Source organism: Flavobacterium sp. DSR3-2, from assembly GCF_049896525.1.
Classification (GTDB): Bacteria; Bacteroidota; Bacteroidia; order Flavobacteriales; family Flavobacteriaceae; genus Flavobacterium.
On sequence record NZ_JAFCUM010000005.1, the window covers coordinates 149,214 to 172,035 of the forward strand.

General features: G+C 34.3%; 20 protein-coding genes. 7 read left to right on the forward strand and 13 right to left on the reverse strand.

The features are described from left to right. Positions 1-285 precede the first annotated feature (285 nt). Positions 286-1,107, reverse strand: a complete 822-nt coding sequence (locus ACP7AV_RS08700; protein ID WP_426091615.1) for an energy transducer TonB — start codon at positions 1,105-1,107, stop codon at positions 286-288. Between the two features lie 254 nt (positions 1,108-1,361). Further along, positions 1,362-4,538: a carboxypeptidase regulatory-like domain-containing protein gene (locus tag ACP7AV_RS08705; protein WP_426091616.1), complete on the reverse strand. Its 3,177-nt coding sequence runs from the start codon at positions 4,536-4,538 to the stop codon at positions 1,362-1,364. A gap of 265 nt (positions 4,539-4,803) precedes the next feature. On the opposite strand from ACP7AV_RS08705, the gene ACP7AV_RS08710 reads away from it, so the two are divergent. Beyond that, positions 4,804-5,556: a glycerophosphodiester phosphodiesterase gene (locus ACP7AV_RS08710; RefSeq protein ID WP_426091617.1), complete on the forward strand. Its 753-nt coding sequence runs from the start codon at positions 4,804-4,806 to the stop codon at positions 5,554-5,556. A gap of 114 nt (positions 5,557-5,670) precedes the next feature. Here the strand turns inward: ACP7AV_RS08710 and ACP7AV_RS08715 are convergent, their stop codons facing one another. From ACP7AV_RS08715 to recF, 9 genes are all read right to left on the reverse strand, one after another. Continuing rightward, positions 5,671-6,222 carry an RNA polymerase sigma factor gene (locus ACP7AV_RS08715; protein ID WP_426064268.1) on the reverse strand — a complete coding sequence of 184 codons (552 nt, stop codon included), beginning with the start codon at positions 6,220-6,222 and terminating at the stop codon, positions 5,671-5,673. Continuing rightward, entirely contained in the window at positions 6,213-7,319 is a 1,107-nt protein-coding gene (locus tag ACP7AV_RS08720) for a glycosyltransferase (RefSeq protein ID WP_426091618.1), read from the reverse strand. The genes ACP7AV_RS08715 and ACP7AV_RS08720 overlap by 10 nt, the downstream gene beginning before the upstream one ends. Before the next feature lie 110 nt (positions 7,320-7,429). Beyond that, positions 7,430-8,044, reverse strand: a complete 615-nt coding sequence (locus tag ACP7AV_RS08725) for an FMN-binding negative transcriptional regulator (RefSeq protein ID WP_426091619.1) — start codon at positions 8,042-8,044, stop codon at positions 7,430-7,432. A 125-nt stretch (positions 8,045-8,169) separates the two neighbouring features. After that, positions 8,170-9,183 (reverse strand): UDP-N-acetylmuramate dehydrogenase, encoded by a 1,014-nt coding sequence (murB, locus tag ACP7AV_RS08730; protein ID WP_426091620.1) that lies wholly within the window; start codon positions 9,181-9,183, stop codon positions 8,170-8,172. A 48-nt stretch (positions 9,184-9,231) separates the two neighbouring features. Next, positions 9,232-11,079 (reverse strand): asparagine synthase (glutamine-hydrolyzing), encoded by a 1,848-nt coding sequence (gene asnB / locus ACP7AV_RS08735; RefSeq protein ID WP_426091621.1) that lies wholly within the window; start codon positions 11,077-11,079, stop codon positions 9,232-9,234. A 2-nt stretch (positions 11,080-11,081) separates the two neighbouring features. Beyond that, positions 11,082-12,149 (reverse strand): glycosyltransferase, encoded by a 1,068-nt coding sequence (locus tag ACP7AV_RS08740; protein WP_426091622.1) that lies wholly within the window; start codon positions 12,147-12,149, stop codon positions 11,082-11,084. Between the two features lie 5 nt (positions 12,150-12,154). Then, positions 12,155-12,826: a DUF2461 domain-containing protein gene (locus tag ACP7AV_RS08745; protein WP_426064262.1), complete on the reverse strand. Its 672-nt coding sequence runs from the start codon at positions 12,824-12,826 to the stop codon at positions 12,155-12,157. Positions 12,827-12,832: 6 nt separating this feature from the next. Then, entirely contained in the window at positions 12,833-13,531 is a 699-nt protein-coding gene (locus ACP7AV_RS08750) for a thioredoxin domain-containing protein (RefSeq protein ID WP_426091623.1), read from the reverse strand. 78 nt (positions 13,532-13,609) lie between these two features. After that, a complete protein-coding gene (gene recF / locus ACP7AV_RS08755) occupies positions 13,610-14,689 on the reverse strand; it encodes a DNA replication/repair protein RecF (protein ID WP_426064260.1) in 1,080 nt (359 codons plus the stop codon). A 232-nt stretch (positions 14,690-14,921) separates the two neighbouring features. Here recF and ACP7AV_RS08760 point away from each other — a divergent pair, with 232 nt between their 5' ends. Both ACP7AV_RS08760 and ribH read left to right on the forward strand, forming a co-directional pair. Beyond that, positions 14,922-15,698, forward strand: a complete 777-nt coding sequence (locus tag ACP7AV_RS08760) for a tetratricopeptide repeat protein (RefSeq protein ID WP_426091624.1) — start codon at positions 14,922-14,924, stop codon at positions 15,696-15,698. Positions 15,699-15,818: 120 nt separating this feature from the next. Next, the gene (gene ribH / locus ACP7AV_RS08765; protein WP_426091625.1) at positions 15,819-16,394 is read left to right on the forward strand and encodes a 6,7-dimethyl-8-ribityllumazine synthase; all 576 of its coding nucleotides are present in this window, start codon (positions 15,819-15,821) and stop codon (positions 16,392-16,394) included. A 173-nt stretch (positions 16,395-16,567) separates the two neighbouring features. Here ribH and ACP7AV_RS08770 read toward each other — a convergent pair whose 3' ends face one another. Beyond that, complete coding sequence (locus ACP7AV_RS08770; RefSeq protein ID WP_426091626.1) at positions 16,568-17,143, reverse strand: ferritin-like domain-containing protein; 576 nt, start codon at positions 17,141-17,143, stop codon at positions 16,568-16,570. A gap of 394 nt (positions 17,144-17,537) precedes the next feature. On the opposite strand from ACP7AV_RS08770, the gene mutL reads away from it, so the two are divergent. From mutL to ACP7AV_RS08790, 4 genes are all read left to right on the forward strand, one after another. Beyond that, positions 17,538-19,379, forward strand: coding sequence for a DNA mismatch repair endonuclease MutL (gene mutL / locus ACP7AV_RS08775; RefSeq protein WP_426091627.1), 1,842 nt, complete (start codon positions 17,538-17,540; stop codon positions 19,377-19,379). Then, positions 19,376-20,122 (forward strand): rhomboid family intramembrane serine protease, encoded by a 747-nt coding sequence (locus ACP7AV_RS08780; protein WP_426091628.1) that lies wholly within the window; start codon positions 19,376-19,378, stop codon positions 20,120-20,122. Before mutL ends, ACP7AV_RS08780 begins: the two co-directional genes overlap by 4 nt. Before the next feature lie 61 nt (positions 20,123-20,183). Beyond that, positions 20,184-21,053 carry a rhomboid family intramembrane serine protease gene (locus ACP7AV_RS08785; RefSeq protein WP_426091629.1) on the forward strand — a complete coding sequence of 290 codons (870 nt, stop codon included), beginning with the start codon at positions 20,184-20,186 and terminating at the stop codon, positions 21,051-21,053. A 49-nt stretch (positions 21,054-21,102) separates the two neighbouring features. Further along, positions 21,103-22,149, forward strand: coding sequence for an endonuclease/exonuclease/phosphatase family protein (locus tag ACP7AV_RS08790; protein WP_426091630.1), 1,047 nt, complete (start codon positions 21,103-21,105; stop codon positions 22,147-22,149). 14 nt (positions 22,150-22,163) lie between these two features. On the opposite strand, the gene ACP7AV_RS08795 is transcribed toward ACP7AV_RS08790, so the two are convergent. Then, positions 22,164-22,790 (reverse strand): WbqC family protein, encoded by a 627-nt coding sequence (locus tag ACP7AV_RS08795; protein WP_426091631.1) that lies wholly within the window; start codon positions 22,788-22,790, stop codon positions 22,164-22,166. Positions 22,791-22,822: the final 32 nt, after the last annotated feature.

Below are 22,822 nucleotides of genomic sequence, written 5' to 3' on the forward strand. Positions count from 1 at the left end.
CAGAGCACAAAGATAAGGAAAGTTGCTTGTTTGTGGATTCCTTTATTTGTTTATTTGAATAAAGAGAAACGGATGCTTTAGGAGCACAATATTTACTTGTTCTTAGGGAGTAGTTGTCCTGTTTTCCGCTAGATTCACGCTGATTGCGACGTTCCTAGCAATGATAGCGCAGGATGCCGCTGCAATCAGGAGTTCGGACTTTTTGTTGTTTTAGGATAGAATGTAAAAAAAATAAAAAGGTTAAAAAAAGAAAAGCTTCAAAATTATTTGAAGCTTTTCTTTTATTTAATTCATTTGTACAGTAATCGGGAGATTATAGGCGGTCCGCACTGGTTTTCCAGCAATCATTCCGGGTGCCCATTTCGTTTTAATGGATTTTAGAACTCGTACGGCTTCTTTTCCTAAACCATAGCCAGGATCTCTTTTTACCTGAATATCGGTCATGCTTCCGTCTCTTTCAATTACAAAAGAAACATACACTCGAATTGAACCACTGCCATCTATTTCTTGTTCTTCAAAATTATTTCCAACATAATTGTAAAACTTATTAATTCCGCCAGGAAATTCTGGTAGTTTATCTAATGCAACGCTATTGATGATGGTATTGCCTGCGTCAACAACTGATGTGATTTCCGTTCCTGTTCCTGACGATGAAGTTGGATTGACTCCTACAATTCCTGTTCCTTCTGTAGTTGTATTTGTTACCGTCGTATTATCGGTAATTTTTGAAATGTCCTGATTGGCTTGTGAAGCTGGAACGATCACAGGGTTTACCAGTTTGGCGCTTTTTACGGGAACATCAACAGTTTTGGTTTGTATGGCAGGAAGAGATTTTTTTTGCTCTAGCTGATTTGGAATTATATCAGTAAGTCGCACTGTAGTATTTGTAAATTCAGGAATGCCTATCGTATCAGTTTTACTATGATTAATATAGTTACTGATTACTGGAATGCTCAAAGCCCCAAAGATAAATAACACACCGGTAAAAAGTGCCGTTAATGCCGTTTTAGTACTTTCTTGGCGCAACTGATATGCACCATATTCTTTGTTTCTGTCTTGAAAAACAAGATTAATCCAGCCTGTTTCGTAAATGCTTAGTTTTGACATAATTTATGGTTTTAAAGATTAAGTACAATTAAATCATAAGCGAAGAGCGTTTTTATTGGTAACGTGCAAAATAGAAATATTATTATATAAATTTAGTAATTATTTTTGATTATCGTTAAGTTATGTTTATTAATTTAACTTTTATGTTATTTAATTATTGTTATTATTGATTTTAGGGTTGAGTATTCACAAAAAAAGCGCATTCAAATCAATGAATACGCTTTATTGGGTTTAAAATAATTTATTTTTAAGATTTAAAAAGCATATTTAAATCCAATTTGTATTTGAAATGGATTTCCTGAAAGCGAAGGAAGTCCTGCATTGTTTACTCTGTAGTTAAATTGTTGTTTGGCGCTGTCAAATCCGGGAACTGCAGCTGTTGTTCCTGATGCTGGTGTACCTAAAGCATATAATGATTGACTTCCCAGAGATTTATTTACACCCCGTTCTTTATTAAATAAATTGGCAACATTAAATATATCAGCTGTAAATTCCAGAAATTGTTTTTTGTCTAATGCAATCTTTTTGCTGATTCTGACATCAACAAGGCCATAAAACGCATTTACACCGCCATTTCTTTCGGCTAATTTTCCAGAGTATTTATTGATATATTCTTTTAAACTTTGACTTGCATCAGGGTTGTCAAGAATGGTTTGTAATCCCGTTTTTATATTTTGAGGAACCGCTGGATCATTGATGTCAAAAATATACGCTAAGTCATTTGAAGCAGCGACAAAATCGGCATTTGTATTTCCTCCTGAAAGTAAGCTGTAGCGAGTCCCGCCGATGCCAGAATAACGAACACCAACATTGAAACCATAAAAAGTAGGTAATGTTCCGTAAAACACTACTTTATGTCGAAAATGATTATCTGAATAACTCATTTTGCTCAAGTCTCTTGGATCATCTTTTACCGGTAAAACTAAAGTTGATGTGTTGGCAACGTTTCCGTTATATGAAGTATTGTCTTTTGTGTCATTCAAGGTGTAGCTCGCAGAAATTTCCCCATCTTTAAAATAACGGTAAGTAGCATCTGCAACCAGTGCAAATTGATTGACTTTACCTTCGCTGTTTAATTCTAAAACACGTCCTAATTTCTTGCTGATACGTCCTTGCATCCAGTCTCCCGCGCCATTTGCCGGAATTGAACTTGCAGGAACATATACACCACGATTGCCTTCATTGCCCAAAGTAAAAAATGGATCTGCTACCATATTTCGGTCTACATAAACATAGTTATTGCGTCCTAAAGTTGCATATCCTGCTATTCCTGCTTTTAATTTATCAGTGAAGAAATGGGAGTACGATATATTGGCTTTATAAACTACAGGTACTTTAGCATTTGTTCCTGTGAAATTAATAGTTGGTAATTGAAACGCATCCAAAGTGGGAATACTGGCATAATTATTTCGATAATTAATGAAATTTGGCATCGGAACATTTGGAGATCGTACATCGACAGTAGCGGTGTGATTTCCATCAAAATATAAATTATTGATGACCGCATAGTTATTTAAATCGGAAGCAAAAATTCCAGCTCCTAAACGAACATAATCTTTGTGGCCTTCATTCACATCCCAAGATAATTGCACTCGCGGTTGAAGAATAGCTGACTGAAGTTTGTTATCAGTACGAATGCCTAATTCATCAAAAACCAATTGATTGAATGTTGCCGTCGGGTATTTAGCATAATCAAATCGCAATCCTAAAGTTAGGTCTAATCCCAATGCAATTTTAGTTTGTAGCTGACCATAAATTCCGGCGTTTAATATATTTGAAGTTACGGTAGGATCAGCTACTAATGGTACTTCTCTATAATATCGATAAGGTGTTAAGTTGTCAAAATTAGCAACACTATTAAAATGGAAACGACCATTTACTTCGCTACCATATAAAGATTTTGAATTGGTTTGCATTAAATCAAAACCAAAAGTATATTTAACTTTATCCGTGTTAAAGTATAAATTATCTACAATTTGAAAAACATTATTGGTGAATTTTTCTTGGGCAAACCGGTGTCCGCCAATTTGGATATTCGAAGTTCTTACTGCTCCATTAATAGTTGAAGCAACATTTTCTACAACAGCACGTGGAATATTGTACGAAGGCAATTGATCTCCTGGATTACTGTCTTGAAAAGTATATAAATGTTGCACTTTTAGTTCATTTGTAACTCTGGAATTTACTTTTGTTCGTAAAGAAGCTAAAATACTGTTGTCAACATTAAAATCGTCGCCATATGATTCATATAAATTGATGGTCGTATTATCTTGTAAGCCTAGTTTATTATTATCATAGGTAAAGTTATTACGTACCGTCAATAAATTATTACTGTCAATTTGCCAATCGATACGAGCAAAAGCGGCATCAGAATTACGTTTTTTGTCAAAAGTTCCATATTGTGGAGTGTTAGAAACGCCATATTTAATGCGGGCAATAGTTACAAAATTATCTAATGTGGCTCTTGTAACATTAAAACGTAATTCGTCTTCTGCGGATTGAACATCAGCTATAATTAATGGACGGGAATCTTGTTGGTGGTCCCACGCTACAAAAAAATGCAATTTATCTTTTATGATTGGTCCGCCAAAAGTGAAACCATATTGTGACGTAGAAAAATCATTTTGACGTCTGTTTCCTCTAATATCGTACGGGCTTGACAGCCAGTCTGCACGATTATAAGCAAACATACTTCCTGTAAAATCATTTGTCCCTGATTTAGTCACAGCACTTACTGTTCCACCGCCACTTCGACCGTAGCCTACATCATATTGATTGGTAACGACCTTGAATTCTCTTACGGCTTCAATCGATATGGAGTAAGGAGCACCACTTCGACTTGTTGTAGATCCTGCCGAAGTTGGGTTTTTAGCATTCATTCCGTCCAGCGTGTAATTAGTGGAAGAAGCTAATTGCCCTGAAATATTTCCACCTCTGCTCAAAGGCGATAAATCCATTAAGCTGGTAAAATTTCTTCCATTTACCGGTAACGCATTAATCAGTTTTGCGGTTACTGCCGTCGCTGCTCCTAAGTTTCCTGTTTTATTTTTTAAACCTCTTCCTACAACTTCGACGACTTCTAAATTTTGCATGTCGTTTTGCATTACCATTTCAATATTTACTAAATCACCTTGATTTAAAGTGTAGCCGGAGCGCTGTTGTTCTCCGTGACCTAAAGCTGTAACGCTAATAGTATAAGGTCCACCTAACGGTAGTTCTTTGAAGGTAAAAGCGCCTTTGAAATTAGACAAGGAGTTGGTTTTAAATCCAGTTGACTCATTCCGAATTTGAACCATTGCATCTTTTATAGGTTCTGAATTACTGCCTAAAACGATACCTGATATGGACGCTTGAGTAGTTTGCGCAAAATTTTTATTGCCGACAAATACTGTCAGCACAATCGTAAATAAAAATAATTTGAGTTGTTTCATGAATACTATTTTTTTGTTTTTTAGTGCTGACAAAGGAATTGACTAATTGAAAAATGGTCGTTACTTTAACAATAATACTAGAATACTTTTATGTTAATGAAATCTAAAAAAGAGGTTAAAAAGAACCTTTTTTTGCGATTTTGTTAACAATTTGAATACTGAAATCATTGAATTTGTTTAAATAAAATAGTCTTAATTTAATCCTTTCTTAATATTTGAGACTGCCGCATAATCTATTTTTACTATAAAAACTTAAATGAAAATTATGAAATTTACTAAACTATTATTGGCATCATCAGTAGTCCTATTATTTTCAAATTGCACTTCAAATAAATTTGTTGTTTGTGGTCACAGAGGAGCAATGGGGCATGCCACAGAGAATACATTGGCATCAATAGATAAAGGAATAGAGTTAAAAGCGGATATGTTAGAAATAGATGTTTTTAAAATAAAAACGGGGGAAATGGTTGTTTTTCATGATGATGATTTGGATCGAATCACAAACGCAAAAGGTAAAATTGAAGAATACACTTTCGATGAATTGAGAAAAGTTTTGGTTGCCGGAAAACATCAAATCCCAACTTTGCAAGAAGTTATTGAGACCATTGATAAAAGAGTAGTGCTTAATATTGAGTTGAAAGGAACTAATACCGCTACGGATACGTACAGAATTATAGAAGAATATAAGAAAAAAGGATGGAGAAATAAAGATTTCTTTATTTCTAGTTTTCGCATAGGAGAATTGCAAAAAATGAGGTCTCTAAGTAATGAAATAGCTATTGGGTTGCTTACGTACAAAGATCCTATAGAGACTATTATAAAAACTGGAAAAGAGCTAAATGCGCAGGCAATAAACCCATATTTTAAAACTTTAACGGCTGAAAATGTAGCGATAATGAAAGCGAATAATTTTAAAATCTATCCTTGGACGGTGAATGAACCTGCGGATATTAAGAATTTACAAGGACTTAAAGTAAGCGGAATTATTACGGATTATCCGGAAAGAGTTATAAGGTAATTTTTTAGTAATCGGTATTCGCTTTTGATTTTAATCAAGTGGTCTAAAACTAATTTAGATCACTTTTTTTATTTTTAAAGGATTAAAAATCGATGCTATTTTATAAAAAGAAAACTACCTCTTGTTCTGAATAATTTCTGCCAGAAGTTTTTTGGCGCGAAGCAATTTAATCTTCACATTACTCAATGGTTCACCAATTTTATTGGCAATTTCCTGGTAACTCATTTCCTGAAAATAGCGCAACTGAATCACTTCTTGATAATGTGGTTTCAATTCTTTGATGAATTGCAATAACCGGGAAAGGTTTTGTTCAGTAATCAATTCATCTTCTGCAGATGGAGTTGTGTCAGCAATATTGTAGGCTTGCTGGTCTTCTTCATCAGTAATTTCTACAAAAAGACTTGATTTCTTTTTTCGCAATAAATCAATGTAAACATTTTTTGCAATAGCAATAAGCCAAGTGTTAAATTGGAATTCCGAGTTGTAAGAAGCTATTTTATCAAATGCTTTCGAGAAAGTTTCTATAGTAACATCCTCTGCATTGGTTTCGTTTTCGGTACGTTTCAGCATAAAACCATACACTTCATTCCAATAATAATTCAATAGAAAAGTGAAGGCAACCTGATCGCCTTGTTTTGCTTTTTCTATTTGTTTGTTTATTTCCAATGTACTGGTTTTGAGAATATATTTGTTATAAAAATATTGATTTGTGTGAAGATAAGTACTACCTCGACGACAGGAAACCAGAATTTAATGTCATTTTCTTTAAGTTTACCTGCTGAAAAAGCTACCACAATCCATGCCACAAGATAACGCAATGCTATTAAACTTAAAACTAATATCCATTGAAATTGAAAAGCCAACAAGATAATGGGCAATAAAATGAATAGTAATTGCGAACAATAGAATGCTCCCAATTGTAATTTATCGAATGGTTTATAATAATTTGCCGTCGCAATATGCCGTCTCTTTTGGGTCAACCAGTCTTTATAAGTAGTTTTTGGTTTAGAAAGCGTAAAACTTTCGAGTGTATAGGCAATAGTAGTGTTTTTAGCTTTTGCAGCTTGGTTTACAAATAAATCATCATCGCCAGAACGAATCTGCATGTGTTCAATGAATCCATTTACATTAAAAAATTCTTCTTTTTTGTAGGCTAAATTTCTTCCGACGCCCATGTAAGGATGTCCAATTTTTGCCCATGAAAAATATTGAATTGCGGTCAATAAAGTTTCAAAACGAATTATTTTATTCAGAAATGAATTAGGAATTTTTTCATATTTACCATAACCCAAAACAATTGTTTTTTGCATGGTAAATTGAGAACTCATTGCTGTTATCCATTCTTTTGAAGTGGGGTAACAATCAGCATCAGTGAACAATAAGTACTCTTTTCTGGCCGCTTTTATTCCCAATGTCAAAGCATATTTTTTGTTTCCCCAAAAGGCTTCATTGTTCTCGACTTTTACCAAACGAACATTAGGATATTGCTTTTCAAAACCTTCAAAAATATCCAAAGTACGATCACTTGACGCATCATCAATCAGTACAATTTCAAAATCAGGATAGTTTTGTTCCGCAAGTAGGGGAATAAAATTTGCGACATTTTCTTCTTCGTTTTTCGCACAAACAATTACCGTAATCGGGATTCTTTTAGGTGTAATTTTCTGCGCGTCAGCGAAAGCAAATTTTCGAAAAACACCTAAATAATACGAAATTTGAATGACAACAATAAAAATAAAAAAGTAAAGAATTGGTATAAGCATTTGAGTTTTATGAGTTTTTAATATCGATGCCGAGGCCTCGAAACGGGAGAGTGCAAAGGTATGAATTGAATTCTAAATTGTTAAATACAATTCGTGAATTTCGAAAGAAATTACATTGGGCATTTCTTCATCTCATTTGCGATAGCGATGGACTGATTCGTGTTCGCTTTTTCTAACTCGGATATAATGTTTTGATAATTTTTTTTGTCTCTGTTTTGAGACAATTTTCTTGTGGCTAGGATTTCAGTAATTTCAATTTCAAATGCCACAATTCCACGAGATTGCATCATGGTTTTCTTCGATAAATCTTCTACCCGAACCGGATTTTCAGATTTTTTTTCGTACTTATCAACTAGCTTTTTTAAGGATTCGATGACGGCCTCTCCTTCAATAATTTTGATTTTTCCATACACATGAACCGCAACATAGTTCCATGTTGGAACATTTTCATGATCGTACCAAGAAGAAGAAATATAACTGTGAGGACCTGAAAATACAGCTAGAATTTGGTCGTTGTCTGTAAAACCAATCCATTGTGGGTTTTCTTTAGAAATGTGCCCGCATAAAATGTCCTTGCCTTCATTATTGGTCTCCAGTTCCAAAGGAATATGTGTTGCACACAATTTCCCATTGGTTTGATTGATGAGAATACCAAAACTATTTTCTTGCAGAAATTTTTTTATTTCTTCTTGATTCTCGTTTTTGTAGATTTCTGGAGTGTACATTTTTACTTTAAGAATTAGGATTTAGCAGTTTTGAAATGCTATTTTGGTATTAATAATCTGAAATCCATAAAAAATTCCGATTTTTCTGGAGTTGAACACTGCGACTGAACACTGCAAGCTGAAATCTATATCACATTAACTTCGGCTTCAATATGAATTCCAAACATTTTAAAAATAGTGTGCTGAATATCTTTAGAAACATTCAAAATTTCCTGACCGGTCGCATTACCGTAATTCACTAAAACCAAAGCTTGGTTTTTATGGATTCCGGCATCTCCAAAACGTTTTCCTTTGAAACCAGCTTGTTCAATTAGCCAGCCAGCGGGAACTTTTACTTCGGTTTCTGAAATGTCAAAATATTTCATTTCAGGAAATTGTTGATGAATTTTTTGGAAATCTGATTTCAGGAGAATTGGGTTTTTAAAGAAACTACCGCTGTTACCCAACTGTTTTGGATCGGGTAATTTGCTTTTCCGAATAGTAATTACGGCGTTACTAACATCCTTTAAAGTAGGATTAGTGATGTTGTTTCTGGCTAATTCAGCCGAAATATCTCCGTAAGAAGTATTAATTTTATGGTTCGTTTTTGTCAATTTAAAGACAACTGATGTAATAATATATTGGTTTTTTACTTCGTTTTTAAAAATGCTTTCTCGGTACCCAAAATGACATTCTTCCTTCGTAAACGTTTTCATTTCCTGACTTGCTATTGTTATTGCTTCACAGGAAACAAAAGTGTCTTTTATTTCGGTTCCATACGCTCCAATGTTTTGGACTGGCGTAGTTCCAATATTTCCCGGAATAAGTGACATATTCTCCAGTGCTCCAAAATTTTGGTTGATGGTCCAAAGCACAAATTCATGCCAGCTCTCTCCAGCTTGACATTCGACCCAGACAAAATCGTCGTTTTCTTTTATAATTTTCTTGCCTTTTAAATCGATATGAATTACTAGCGCATCAATGTCCTTTGTAAAAAGCATATTGCTTCCGCCGCCTAAAATAAATTTTTGGATGGTTTTATTTTCTTGTAAAACATTTTTTAATTCCTGCACAGAATGTACTGCGACAAACTGTTTTGCTTTGGCTTCAATACCAAATGTATTGTATTTTTTTAAAGAGAAATTATGCTGTATTTCCATAAAAGAAAGTGCGTTTTGTATTGTTGAATTATGCACCAAAAGTAAGAATTAAAATTTAGTTGCATACGTTTTCATCCAGATATGCATCATAAACAATGGCATAATATAAGGAGTCATTCTAGTATCGCCTTTTTGTAAATTCAGTAATAATTTCTGGATATTAATGTGTTCAAAATAAGGGATTTGAAATAGATCACTTTTTGAAAAAGAGTCTAATTCGTCTTTAAAAGCCGGGCTTTTTGTAATGTAATCGCCCCAAGGCGCACTCAAACCTACTTTTCTAAAATTCAGAATTTCATTTGGTAAACGTTCTTCCATTGCTTTTTTCAAAATAAATTTCCCTTTTTTTCCTGAGAAGAGCCACTTGTCATCCAATGATCCTAGCCCAATAATTAATCTCGGGTCCAGAAATGGTTCTCTACACTCAATGGATGCGCCCATTGTACAACGATCGTTTCTATCCAGCAGCGAGCATAAATAGGTATGTTGGTCAAAATAAAGTGCTTGTCTACGTAAATTATCAGGATACAATGATTTTGCTTCTTCGTAGATTTTTCTCCTATATTCGTTTGTTGGAGGTGTATTTATGCCAAAAGTTTTTGCAATATCATTAGGGTAAATATTCGAGCCATTGTAAATAACCAAATCAGATTTTTTACTGATTTGAGCATAACGACGCAGCTTTTCATACCTTGGTGTTTTAGAAAATAATTCGATGTTGCTGATGGTCGCAATTGAATTTAACAAAGACGGATATTTCAAAGCTTTGTAGCGTACATAACCCCCCATTAATTCATCGGCGCCTTCACCCGACAGCAATACTTTTACGGCAGGTTTTGCCATTTGTGCCACTGCTAAAATATGTGGTTCGCTTAAATGCATAATGGGTTCATCCTGAAAATAAGTTGAACTGATTAATTGATCATAAAGATTTTTATTTTCTAATTGCATTGTGTGAAATCCATAATTGAACTTCTCGGCCATCATTTTTGCTAAGTGCGCTTCGTTGTGTTCCTTTTCTTTGAAACCCATATTGAACGTCTGGATGTCTTTGTATTTTTGATGGTGCAATGACGCTAAAACCGAGGAAGAATCCAGTCCGCCGCTTAATAATACACCAACAGGAACGTCGCTCACCATTCGCGTTTTAACAGAATCATCAAAGGTTTCCCGAAACCATTGTACAGGATTTTTTATTACTGGCTGATTTTGAATTTCCTTTTTTAAATCCCACCATTTTTGGGTAATGGTTTTTCCACCTTCATGAATGGTCATAATATGTCCAGGCAATATTTTTTTTATGTTTTGGTACAATGTGTTTTCGCCGGCTACAAATCGGTTAAAAATATATTCTTCCAGTCCGTCTTGCGCCATTTTTAGCGGAACTCCGGCTGTGAAAAGTGCTTTTTGCTCCGATGCAAAATAAAATGTTTCGTTATAAAAAGAATAATATAGCGGTTTAACGCCCATTCTGTCGCGAACAAGAGTCAGCTTTTTTTCTAATTTATCCCAAATAGCAAAAGCAAACATTCCATTGAGGCGGCCGAGCATTTTTAAGCCGTGTAATTCAAATAATTTCATTAAAACCTCCGTATCCGAAGTAGTTTTGATGTCAAAACCGCTGCTTTTCAACTCAGAGTAAAATTCTTTATAATTATAGATTTCGCCATTGTAAACCATAATGTATCTTCCGTCCTCTGAAAAGAAAGGTTGGTGTCCGGCTAAAGAAACATCCAGAATTGAAAGTCTTCGGTGTCCTAAACCAATATTATTTGCTATAAATAATCCTTTGTCATCCGGGCCGCGATGTTCCAGAGAATCCCGCATTTTTACAAGATTGCGTTCGTCTACTTTTTTTTGAGATTGTAAATGCAAGATTCCATTAATTCCACACATAATTAATTGGAGTGATTTGAGTTAATTAATTCGTGGTATTTTTGGGCAATAATCTTCATATTTGTAATGTAGTCAGCATTTTTTACAACAAATGTCCTGTTGTTAGAAACGGCTTGTGCCCTGTGATCTCTATTTTCAAAAGCCCAAATTAATTCCTCGGCAAGCTTTTCAGAATCGTCAACGGTAACTAATTGACCGTTTTTTCGATGCTCAATCCAACTTTTATTTCCTGTAATGTCACTCACTATTGGATAACAATTTGTAGCCATCGCTTCAAATAAGGATGCCGAAACGCCTTCTGTTATGGGCATACTGATGTAAATGTTAGATTCTTGCAATAGCTTTGGCAATGCCGTATTCAGAATTCTTCCGGTAAAATTGACTTTATTCTCGATACCTAAATTTTTTGCTAAATTTTTCAATTTATCAAGTTGTGTTCCGTCTCCTACAATAGTAAGGACGAAATCTATCCCTTTTTGGTTTAAAATAGCAAATGCCTTTAAAATAGTAGCGTGGCGGTATTCCGGCATCAAAGAGCGGGTGACGATAGCGCAAATTTTTTCAGGATTGGCAGTGTTTTGATTGCCAAATTGTACCAAATCAATTCCCTTTGGTAATACCAAAACCTTACTCATGTCAACTTTAGCCTGCAGCATAGATATAGTCATCACGGGTCCCCAAGCATGAATTAAATCGGCTTTTTTGAAAGCGTAATACTGAATTATTTTTTTTAACGGAAGTGAAATAGATTTTTCCGGCCACAAATCTGTTCGGCCTTGTTGCGCAATTGCTACAGGTTTTACTCCGGACAATGCAGCAAGAAAGCCATAACTGGTAGTTCGTTCCGCAATAACCATATCCGGTTTATGCAGCTGGATTAGTTTTTTGATTTTAAAAATAGCAAGTTCAAATTCGAAAATCCTTAAAATTCGTTTCCTAAAACAATCGCTGGGCGTTTTTAATTCCCAAGTGATGATTTCGAAATTGCCAAATTCCCTGAGTCCGTTCATCCAAGTGATGGCATCGGCTCTATAGGATTCTCCAAGAAAAAGTATTTTCTTTTTTTTCATTTTAATTATTCCGACGTTAAGGCGCGATTGATGAAATCGTTCAATGGTTTTAGCGCAATCAGTTTTTGGCTCATTACACCAACAAAATCTTTTTTTGCAGCAGCTGAGAACTCAATTTTCTGAGAAGACTCAAAGCTCTTTAATTTTAATAATTCTATCGCCGGATGTTCTTTGTCATAGCCTCTTGGCGGGTTTTTTAAAGTATCTTTTTCATTTCTATCAAAGTCGCCAAATTCCCTTTTGAAATTTTTTTCCTCAAGAATAGCTTCGAGATCATCATGAAAATAGGCAATTTCTTTGCGCATTTTTTTTAAATCTTCGGACTCTGGGCAATACAATCCACCAGCAATAAAACTTGCGTCTTTTTCTAAGTGAATGTAATAACCGGAACGATTCAGCCCTTTCGCACCAGACGAAAGCCAGATTCCTAAGTGGGATTTGTACGGCGTTTTGTCCTTAGAAAACCGAATGTCGCGATTGATTCTGAACGTACAATTTTTGACTTCAAGCATTTCCAGCGATGGGTCAAGCGGTTTCATGGCATCCAGTAAATCAGCAACTAATTGTTGGTAATCTTTCTTGAAAGCTTCGTAACGTTTTTTATTTTCCAAAAACCAATCCCGGTTGTTATTGGCTTTTAAATCATCCAAAAATTGTAGTGTTTCTTTTGAAAGCATCTAGTACTATTGTATTTGTTCTCTTAATTCTCCTTCGCTAATAAAACCGGATTTTCTCCATTTTACTGCTGCTTTTTCATACAATAATATTGTAGGAAGTTCACTAATTTTCATTTCGGTCATTAAAGTTTTGTTTTTGTCGGCATCCAATCGTATGATGGTTACGCTATCTTCTAGTTCAGTTTGCATTTTTGTGATATAGGGTGTCATTTTTTTGCAAGGCGCACACCACTCAGCATAAAAACTAACCAATACTTTTTTATCGGAGTCTACTAATTTATTGTAGTCCCGCAAAGTCATTCCGGTTATTTTGTTGCTTGGTTTAGACAGTCCTGCAGCGTCCCATTTTAAAATTCCTCCCTGTAATTGATAAACATTTGTAAAACCAAGTTCTTTCAGTTTTGCAACGGCACTTTGACTTCTTCCGCCGCTTTTGCAGTACACATAAACAGGTTTTGTTTTGTCCAGTTTTTCAGTTTCCGCAACAAAGCTGTCTCCGAGCCAATCTACGTTGACGGCCTTGTCTATATGATCTGACGAAAATTCCGCAGGCGTTCGTACATCCAGAATTTGTGGATTTGTTGTTGCTGCGATTTTTTCGCTAAAAGCTTTTGCATCGATAGTTTGGCTTTCTTTTGATGCTTGTCCGTTACAAGATAAAAAAGCAAAAGATATGATTAATAGAAATATTGAACTGAATTTCATTGTGTTTTGATTTAAATTTGAATAGGCTAAATTAGTTTTTTTCGATTTTTGAACGCTATAAAAACTATTAAATAAAAGTTATAAGTTGAAAATTTTATAGCTCTGATGCGTCGATTTTAAAATAACTTCAGTACGCTCCGGATGCGTATCCGAAATGAATAGTTGTCCAAAAGTATCACTGTTGACCATTTCGATTATTTTGGCCACCCGACTTTCATCTAATTTGTCAAAAATATCATCAAATAACAGAATTGGTTTCACACCGCTTTGTTTTTTTAAAAATTCAAATTGTGCTAGTTTTAAAGCGATTAAATAGGATTTTTGTTGGCCTTGTGAGCCAAATTTCTTTATTGGATGTTCATCAATATCAAAAGCTAAATCGTCTTTATGAATTCCCACACTCGTGTAATGTAAAGCGCGGTCTTTATTAATGTTTTCCTGTAAAAGGCTTAGTAAATCTTTCTCAAATAAATGACTTTCATACACAAGCTGAACAGTTTCCTGCGAACCTGTTATGGCTTGATGGTGCGTGTTGAAAATAGGAATGAATTGTTCTATGAATTCTTTTCTTTTTTCAAAAATATAATTGCCAAAACCGTTGAGTTGCTCATTATAGATAGACAGCGTATCGGTATCAAAAACATGGTTCAATGCAAAATATTTTAATAAAGCGTTGCGCTGGCTCATTACTTTCTGGTATTGAATAAGTTGCTGCAAATAATGGAAATCCAGTTGCGAAATGACGCTGTCCATAAATTTCCGTCTGGTTTCACTGCCTTCCACAATCAAATCTCTGTCGGCTGGGGATATAATCACCAAAGGAATAAATCCAATATGGTCCGAAAACTTATCGTATGCTTTGCCGTTGCGTTTCAATATTTTCTTCTGGCCTTTTTTAAGACTGCAGACTATTTGTTCCGTTCGTTCATTCTTGTCAAATGTAGCGTCAATGACAAAAAATTCCTCTCCGTGTTTAATATTTTGGACCGCTAACGGATTAAAATAGCTTTTTCCGTATGATAAATGATAAATAGCATCCAGCACATTTGTTTTACCAATTCCGTTTTTGCCTACAAAACAATTTATTTTGCTGTCGAAATCAAAATTTGCTTCTGAGAAATTCTTATAATTGAATAATGAAATCTTTTTTAAATACATGGGTAAGGCTTGCTGGTATTGAGAACTTTACTGTTTTTAAATGGGTTTTTTAAAGTGGGTGCAAATTATTGAAAAATATCGATAAAACCTTCTTTTCTGTTTTTTCTCTGAGAATTATTTTGTCTTTAGAAACCAAGAATTCCGCAGTATATTTTTTTTTAATATAAAAGCATATTTTTTGTGTGGGTTTGAATAAAAATTTTATTTTTGCGACTCACTAAATTAAATTTAAATGGCTACTTACAATAAAAGAGGATATAAAGCACCAAAAGAAAAAGAAGTTAAAGAAGAAGGAGTTGAAGCGGTAATCATTGACGAAAAAGACAGTACAACTGCTGAAGTTTTTTCAAAATTAGATGAAAGTGCTACAATAACGGAGGACTGGGTTGCCAAAAATCAAAAAATCATTATTGGATTAGTTGCCGCTGCAGCGATATTAACTATTGGATATTTAGCATACCAAAGATTTATTGCGTCGCCAAAACAAGATGAGGCCGCAAATGAAATGTTCGTTGCACAACAAAATTTTCAAAAAGCAACGGATGGAGTAGCAAGTGATTCATTATATAAGTTGTCTTTAAACGGTTCAGAAGGGAAATTTGGATTCTTGAAAATAGCAGATGAATATTCAGGAACTGATGCGGGTAATTTAGCAAATTATTATGCTGGAATTGCCTATTTGAATACAGGAAAATATACAGAAGCAATTGATTATTTGAGCAAGTTCAAATCAGATGATATTGTTTTAGGAGCTTTGGCAAAAGGAGCGATTGGAGATGCTTATTCTCAAAAAAATCAACCAAAGGAAGCTTTGGAAAATTATGTAAAAGCTGCTGAATCAAACAAAAATGATTTTACAACGCCGCGTTTCTTGTTGAAAGCTGGAAAAACTGCTCTGGCTCTAGGAAATAAAGCAGATGCATTAAAATATTTTACTGATATCAAAGAAAATTATGAAGCTACTCCAGAAGCTGCTTCAGTTGACGTTTTGATAGGATTAGCACAATAGTAAAAAATGATTTAAGATTGGTGATTTAAGATTGTAGACTTTTGATTTCAAAATGCTATCTTTAATATCTGAAATCAAAATTCTAAAATCAAAATTCTAAAATCAAAATTCTAAAATCAAATGGCTACCAAAAATAAAAATTTATCCGAATACGACAAAAATACTGTTCCAAATGCTAAAAATTTTCGTTTTGGAATTGTAGTTGCTGAGTGGAACGAGAATATAACTGAAGGTCTTTTTAATGGTGCGTTCAAAACCCTGTTAGAAAACGAAGTTCCAGCTGGACAAATAATCCGTTGGAACGTTCCAGGAAGCTTTGAGCTTATTTATGGCGCTAAAAAAATGTTGCAAACACAAAATGTTGATGCTGTTATTGTTATTGGATGTGTCATTCAAGGGCAAACCAAACATTTTGATTTTGTATGTGAAGGCGTAACGCAGGGTATAAAAGATTTGAATGTTCAAACGGATATTCCAGTTATATTTTGTGTACTTACTGACAATACAATGCAACAATCCATTGACAGAAGTGGAGGAATTCACGGAAATAAAGGTACCGAAGCTGCTATTGCCGCTATCAAAATGGCTTATATTCGTCAACAATCCTCGTTGTCACATCAAATTGACAACCAACATTTATTATCTTCGGGTGCTGTTCAGTTAGATGAAGGAACTCCTCTCGAATTAAAAGAATAAATAATAGCATTACCTGTTATTTTTTAGATTAATAATATAAACCTATTCCAATGGAGTAGGTTTTTTTATGCAGTTTCGTTCTGTATTCGAAACCAATACTGTTTTAAACAAACACATTTATAAAAACCTGAAAAAACAGGTTTTTATAAATGACAAATCAGTTATTGATCAGCCTATTTTTCATCGGCATTTGCAGCTTCAATATTAATCTCAGCCAAAGCGATTTCTGTTAAGGTAACATCAGCCTTTTTCTCTTCTTCAAGGGTTTTATCCAGCAGAGTAGCCACTTTGCTTTCGCCTAAAGTAACAGCATAAGCTCTCAACGTACCGTACGTAGCTATCTCGTAATGTTCTACTTTTTGTGCAGCTGCAATTATTCCGGCATCTCGTACTACTCCTAATTCAGTTTCTGCCATAATCCCATCGGCTTCTTTTAGTAAACCATCCATTGCATCACATTTTTTCCCAACTGCTTTCAGTCCTAAAGATTCAAACACTTTTTCTAAACGAGTAATATGTTCTTCTGTTTCTTTTAAGTGATGTTCAAAAGCCTGTATCAGTTTTGAAGAGGTGGCATTTTTTGCCATTTTAGGTAAGGCTTTCACCAAGGCATGTTCTGCCCAAAAAATATCTTTTAATCCATCTTCAAAAAAATCTCTTAAACCTTGTGCCGCATCTGGTTTTGCTTTTACAGCTCCTTTTTTAGAGGCTACTTCTTCTTTTTCTTGTTTTTCGTTGGTCGCTTTCATAATAGATTTTTTTAATTGTTAACTTGTTTGTTTTAACAAATGTAAGTTTTAAACAAGCACAGCAATTATAGAATTTTGTTAAAACATTCCATAATTTACATTTTACAATACTGTATTTCAGGTGTTTAAATTTTTTTAATTTATAATTTTATTTTTTTTGACATATAATTTTATATAATTTTTCAGAACGTATTTATTAGTTTGCGTAGTTGTATTTGCGAGTTAACGATGGTTGAAAGCAGTTTTTAAAAAGTCCTAATTGACGGTTTTTTTAGGTTATGATTTTTTGTTTTTTTAAAGCACATTAATAATAAAACCCAATAGAAATTTATTAAATTTGTACCTCTTGGTTTTAAAAAACTTTAAACCTTAAACTTTAAACCTAAATTTTTTAATGTCGAGTATAATTCAATTACTTCCTGATCATGTTGCCAATCAAATTGCTGCTGGAGAAGTTGTTCAAAGACCAGCTTCAGTGGTCAAAGAACTGCTCGAAAATGCGGTTGATGCAAGAGCTACAGATATCAAATTAATTATAAAAGATGCCGGAAAAGCGTTGGTACAAGTAATCGACAACGGTTTAGGAATGAGCGTAACGGATGCGCGCCTGTGTTTTGAACGACACGCCACTTCGAAAATCCGTCAAGCCGAAGATTTATTTTCATTGAACACCAAAGGGTTTCGTGGTGAAGCTTTGGCTTCTATCGCTGCCATAGCGCATATAGAAATGAAAACGCGTCAAGATCAAGAGGAACTGGGAAACCATATCATCATTGAGGGTAGCAAATTTATATCACAAGAAGTGGCAGTTTTGCCAAAAGGAACTTCTTTTGCAGTTAAAAACTTATTTTTTAATATTCCGGCGCGACGTAATTTCCTGAAGTCGGATACCGTGGAATACCGTCATGTTGTTGATGAATTTCATCGTGTCGCTTTGGCGCACTCCAATATTCACTTTACGTTTTACCACAATGGCAGTGAAATGTTTAATTTGCCGCCATCTACTTTGAGACAACGGATTGTCAATATTTTTTCGGGTAAAACCAATGAAAAATTAGTGCCGGTTCAGGAAGAAACAGAAATAGTGTCCATTCAGGGATTTGTCAGCAAACCAGAATTTGCCAAGAAAAGTCGGGGAGAACAGTTTTTCTTTGTCAATGAGCGTTTTATAAAAAGTGGTTATTTACATCATGCAGTTATGGCTGCCTATGACGGAATCCTGAAAGACGGCGCACAGCCGAGTTATTTTTTATATTTATCAGTGCCACCAAACACAATTGATATCAATATTCATCCTACCAAAACAGAAATTAAATTTGATGACGAGCATGCATTATATGCGATTTTGAGAGCTTCTATAAAACATAGTTTGGGACAGTTTAATGTGGCTCCAGTATTGGATTTCGATAGGGATTCTAATTTAGACACCCCGTATCATTACAAAGATTTAACTGGAGAAACGCCTACAATTCAGGTAGATGGTACTTTCAATCCATTCTCTGAAGATAAACCCAGCAAACAATTTTCCAGTTATAGAAAACCGGAACCAACAGCCAATTGGGAAAGTCTTTATGTAGGTTTAAAACAAGATACGGATGAAATTGGACACATGACTTTCGAGAATGAAGAAGTGACTTCCTCTTTGTTCAATGACGAAGAAGTAGAGCATTCCGTTCATAAGACCTATCAAATACATAAAAAATACATCGTTTCGTCTATTAAATCAGGAATGGTAATTGTCGATCAGCAACGCGCGCATCAACGTGTTTTGTACGAACAGTTTTTGGTAAATATGACCGTTCAACAAGCTTCAAGTCAGCAATTGTTGTTTCCTTTGAACCTGTTTTTTTCGTCAAGCGAAATGGAACTTATTGGGGAGTTACAGCTGTCATTGATGAACACCGGATTTGTTTTTGAAGAAAATAATACAGATCATATCGTTATTTCAGGAATTCCGGTAAATGTAACGGAGAGTGAAGTTTCATTGGTTTTAGAACAATTGTTAAGCGATTTACATGACGGAATACCGGCAAGCAGTTTCAGTCAGAATGATACGATTGCCAAATCGATGGCCAAAAGTTTAGCCGTGAAAACAGGAACGCACTTAACCGAAAAAGAGCAGGAAAACTTGGTCAACGGACTTTTTGCCTGTAAAGATCCAAATGTTTCCCCTTTTCATAAACCCACTTTCATCACGATGCGTGTGGAAGATTTAGATAAAAAATTTGCAATATGAGAAATGTAACTGAAACCGTAAAACAATTGATTATTATCAATGTATTGTTTTTTGTAGGTACTTTGATAATAGGTGATGCTGCCTATAAAATATTAGCTTTGTATTTTCCTGTAAATCGAGATTTTCAATTGTGGCAGCCGTTAACGCACATGTTTATGCATGGAAGTTTTATGCATATTTTTTTCAATATGTTTGCATTGTTTTCTTTTGGATCTGCTTTAGAGCAAATTTGGGGAAGTAAGAAATTTTTGTTCTTCTATATTTCATGTGGCTTCGGCGCTGCGTTGTTGCATACCGGAGTCAATTATTACTATTTTCAAGATGGTTTAAATACTTTGGTTTCTAATGGATTTGAAAAACAAGATATTTTGCAACTTTTGAATGAGGGTAAAATTGATACCAGATGGCAACAATTTATATCCATTTCTGATTTTCAGAATTTTACCAGTGCCTTTGCTGGAACTGCTGTTGGTGCGTCTGGAGCTATTTACGGAATAATAGTGGCATTTGCTTTTATGTTTCCAAATGCTGAATTGGCCTTGATGTTTATTCCTGTACCTATAAAAGCAAAATATTTTGTACCCGGTTTAGTTTTAGTCGATTTATATTTAGGGATTTCTGGGAAATCAATTTTCGGAGGTGGTGGAATTGCCCATTTTGCCCACGTTGGTGGCGCTTTGTTTGGATTTATCATTATGTGGTATTGGAAAAAAAATCAGTTCAATAAAAACCGTTGGAATTAAAATTGTAATATCTTTAAAAGTAGTACAACTTAAATAGCAGCTCTTAAATCCCGATAGAATTATGAATATTATTGACGACCTGAAATTACATTATAAAACGGGAGGAATAGTAACCAGGCTAATATTTTGGAACGTAGCTTTGTTTGTGCTTCCGTGGCTCCTCTTTGCGCTTTTATCGTTGTTGGGCATCACTATCGATTATATTCAGTATGTAAGTTTGTCTTCTAATCCGGCGCTTTTGCTCTGGAAACCGTGGTCATTGCTTTCGTATTCTTTTTTTCACAGCGGAATCATGCATATCGTTTTTAATATGATTGTTTTGAATTTTTCGGGGCGATTATTTATGACGTATTTTACATCTAAGCAATTATTTGGCTTGTATGTGCTAAGTGCCATTTTTGCGGGAATAAGTTATATTCTGGTGTTTTATGTTTTAAATATTAGTGCTCCTATTGTAGGCGCTTCTGCTGCTATTATGGCTATTTTAGTCGCTACAACTACGTATTATCCGTTGATGGATCTTCGTTTACTAATTATTGGAAATGTTAAGTTATGGCATATAACCGCTGTCATTATTATCGTGGATTTGATGCAATTGCGTTCGGAGAATATGGGTGGACATATTTCTCATCTTGCAGGTGCATTTTTTGGCTTTATTTTTATTAAATTGCTTCAAAATGGAACGGATTTAAGTAAAATAGTTTCTGGTGTATTAGATTTTTTTGAAAATTTATTCAAAAAAAACACGTCAACACCATTCAAGAAAGTGCATAAAAACTACAGTAAACCATTGGAAAGAAGCGTTTCAAAAATAATTACTAAGGATAAATCGCAACAACAAATTGATGAAATTTTAGACAAAATTAGTCAGTCAGGGTACGATAGTTTGTCCAAAGAAGAAAAAGAATTCTTGTTTAAAGCAGGTAAATAAATTTTTAAGTGAACGGTTGGCTTTTTGTAAAAATAATAAAATATAGAAAATGAAAAATCTTTCATGGTTTAATAAAGGAATGTTTTTTTTCAATATAGTGCTAACCTTCGTGACTTTTATTGCTTATATTTTGCCTTTTTTAGCGCCAAAATCATTTCCTCTTTTATCCGTTTTGACACTTTTCATGCCGCTTTTTTTTGTTTTTAATGCGCTTTTTTTTGTGTATTGGGCAATGCAGTTCAAGAAGCAATTGATTGTTTCCGGATTGGTTTTATTGATAGGAATCACTTTTATAAATAAGTTCTATAAATTTTCTTCTCCTAAATTTTCTAAGGAAGAAAAAGATTTTACCGTAATGAGTTACAATGTTCGGTTGTTGAATGTATTCAGGTGGATTGACAGGGATGATGTGCCTTCGGATATTCTGGCTTTCATCAATGACAAAAATCCCGATATATTGTGTATGCAAGAATTCTCCTCTTCGGCTAATATTGATTTGAAAGTATATCCGCATCGCTATATTTTTACAGATGGAAACCAAATAAAAACCGGTCAGGCAATTTTTTCTAAATTTCCAATTATTAACCAAGGGAATATTATTTTTCCTAATTCCAGCAATAACGTAGTATTTGCAGATATCAAAAAAGGGAAAGATATTATCAGAGTGTACAATATGCATTTACAGTCCATTAAGATTTCTCCGGATGTAAACGAGATTGATGAAAATATAGATGCCATCAATCAACAAAAATCACAGATGCTTTTCATTAGAATCAGTAAAGCATTCAAGCAGCAACAGCAACAAGCAGAGCTGTTCAAAGAGCACAAAATGAAATGTATTTACCCTACAATTATTTGTGGCGATATGAACAACAGCGCGTTTTCCTACGTATACCGAAATATAAAAGGTAAGATGAAAGATAGCTTTGAAGAGGCGGGTATTGGTTTTGGAGAAACTTACAAGTTTAGGTATTATCCCGCTCGAATAGACTATATTTTTGCTGATGAAAAAATGAAAGTCAAGAGTTTTGAACATTTCCCTCGTTTTATAAACTCGGATCATTTTCCTATCATGGCACGATTATCTTTTGAATAACTCGAATGGAATTGTTATCTGATAATCAGTTGCTGTTTTCTTAAATAATCCATTGCATATTTTCCTTCATTAAAAAGTAAATCCAACACACTGAGATTGTTTATGAAGCCATGTTTGTCGTCAAAAACCTGAGTGTAATTTTCAAATATTGAAAAGTCTTTTTTCCCGTTTACCAAACTTCTATAATCGGTAATTACAGTAGTATCAACTTCATGAAAATATTCGGTTGTTGTTGTATAATTCATTTTCATTCGAAGACATTTTGACACAACTTCCAAAGCTTCAAAATTTAAATCCAATAAAAATTCATGTTTTTTTTCAAAAAAAGGACGCAGGTCATCCTCGAAAAACTCGAAAAAGGGAGAACTTCTGTAAGCTGCTTCCAGTGATTTGAAATGTTGTTTTTGCCAATCAAATTCGGTTTCAATTCTAATATCGTTGGTTTTTTGATGGCTTTCTTTCGAATGCTTTACCGGAATATTTAACAATTGAATGCCATTTGGACTGTAAATGTAAGCGCGATTGCGGTTTGTTTGTTTCTGAAAATTATCTTCTATCTCAAACGTAATATTTTCCGACTGAGTCATTGCTGTAAAATGGCTGATTGATGGGAAATAAGTGGGGTGGAGGAGAATGTTCATCTTTGTCTAAAGTTTTTAAAGTCATAAAGTCG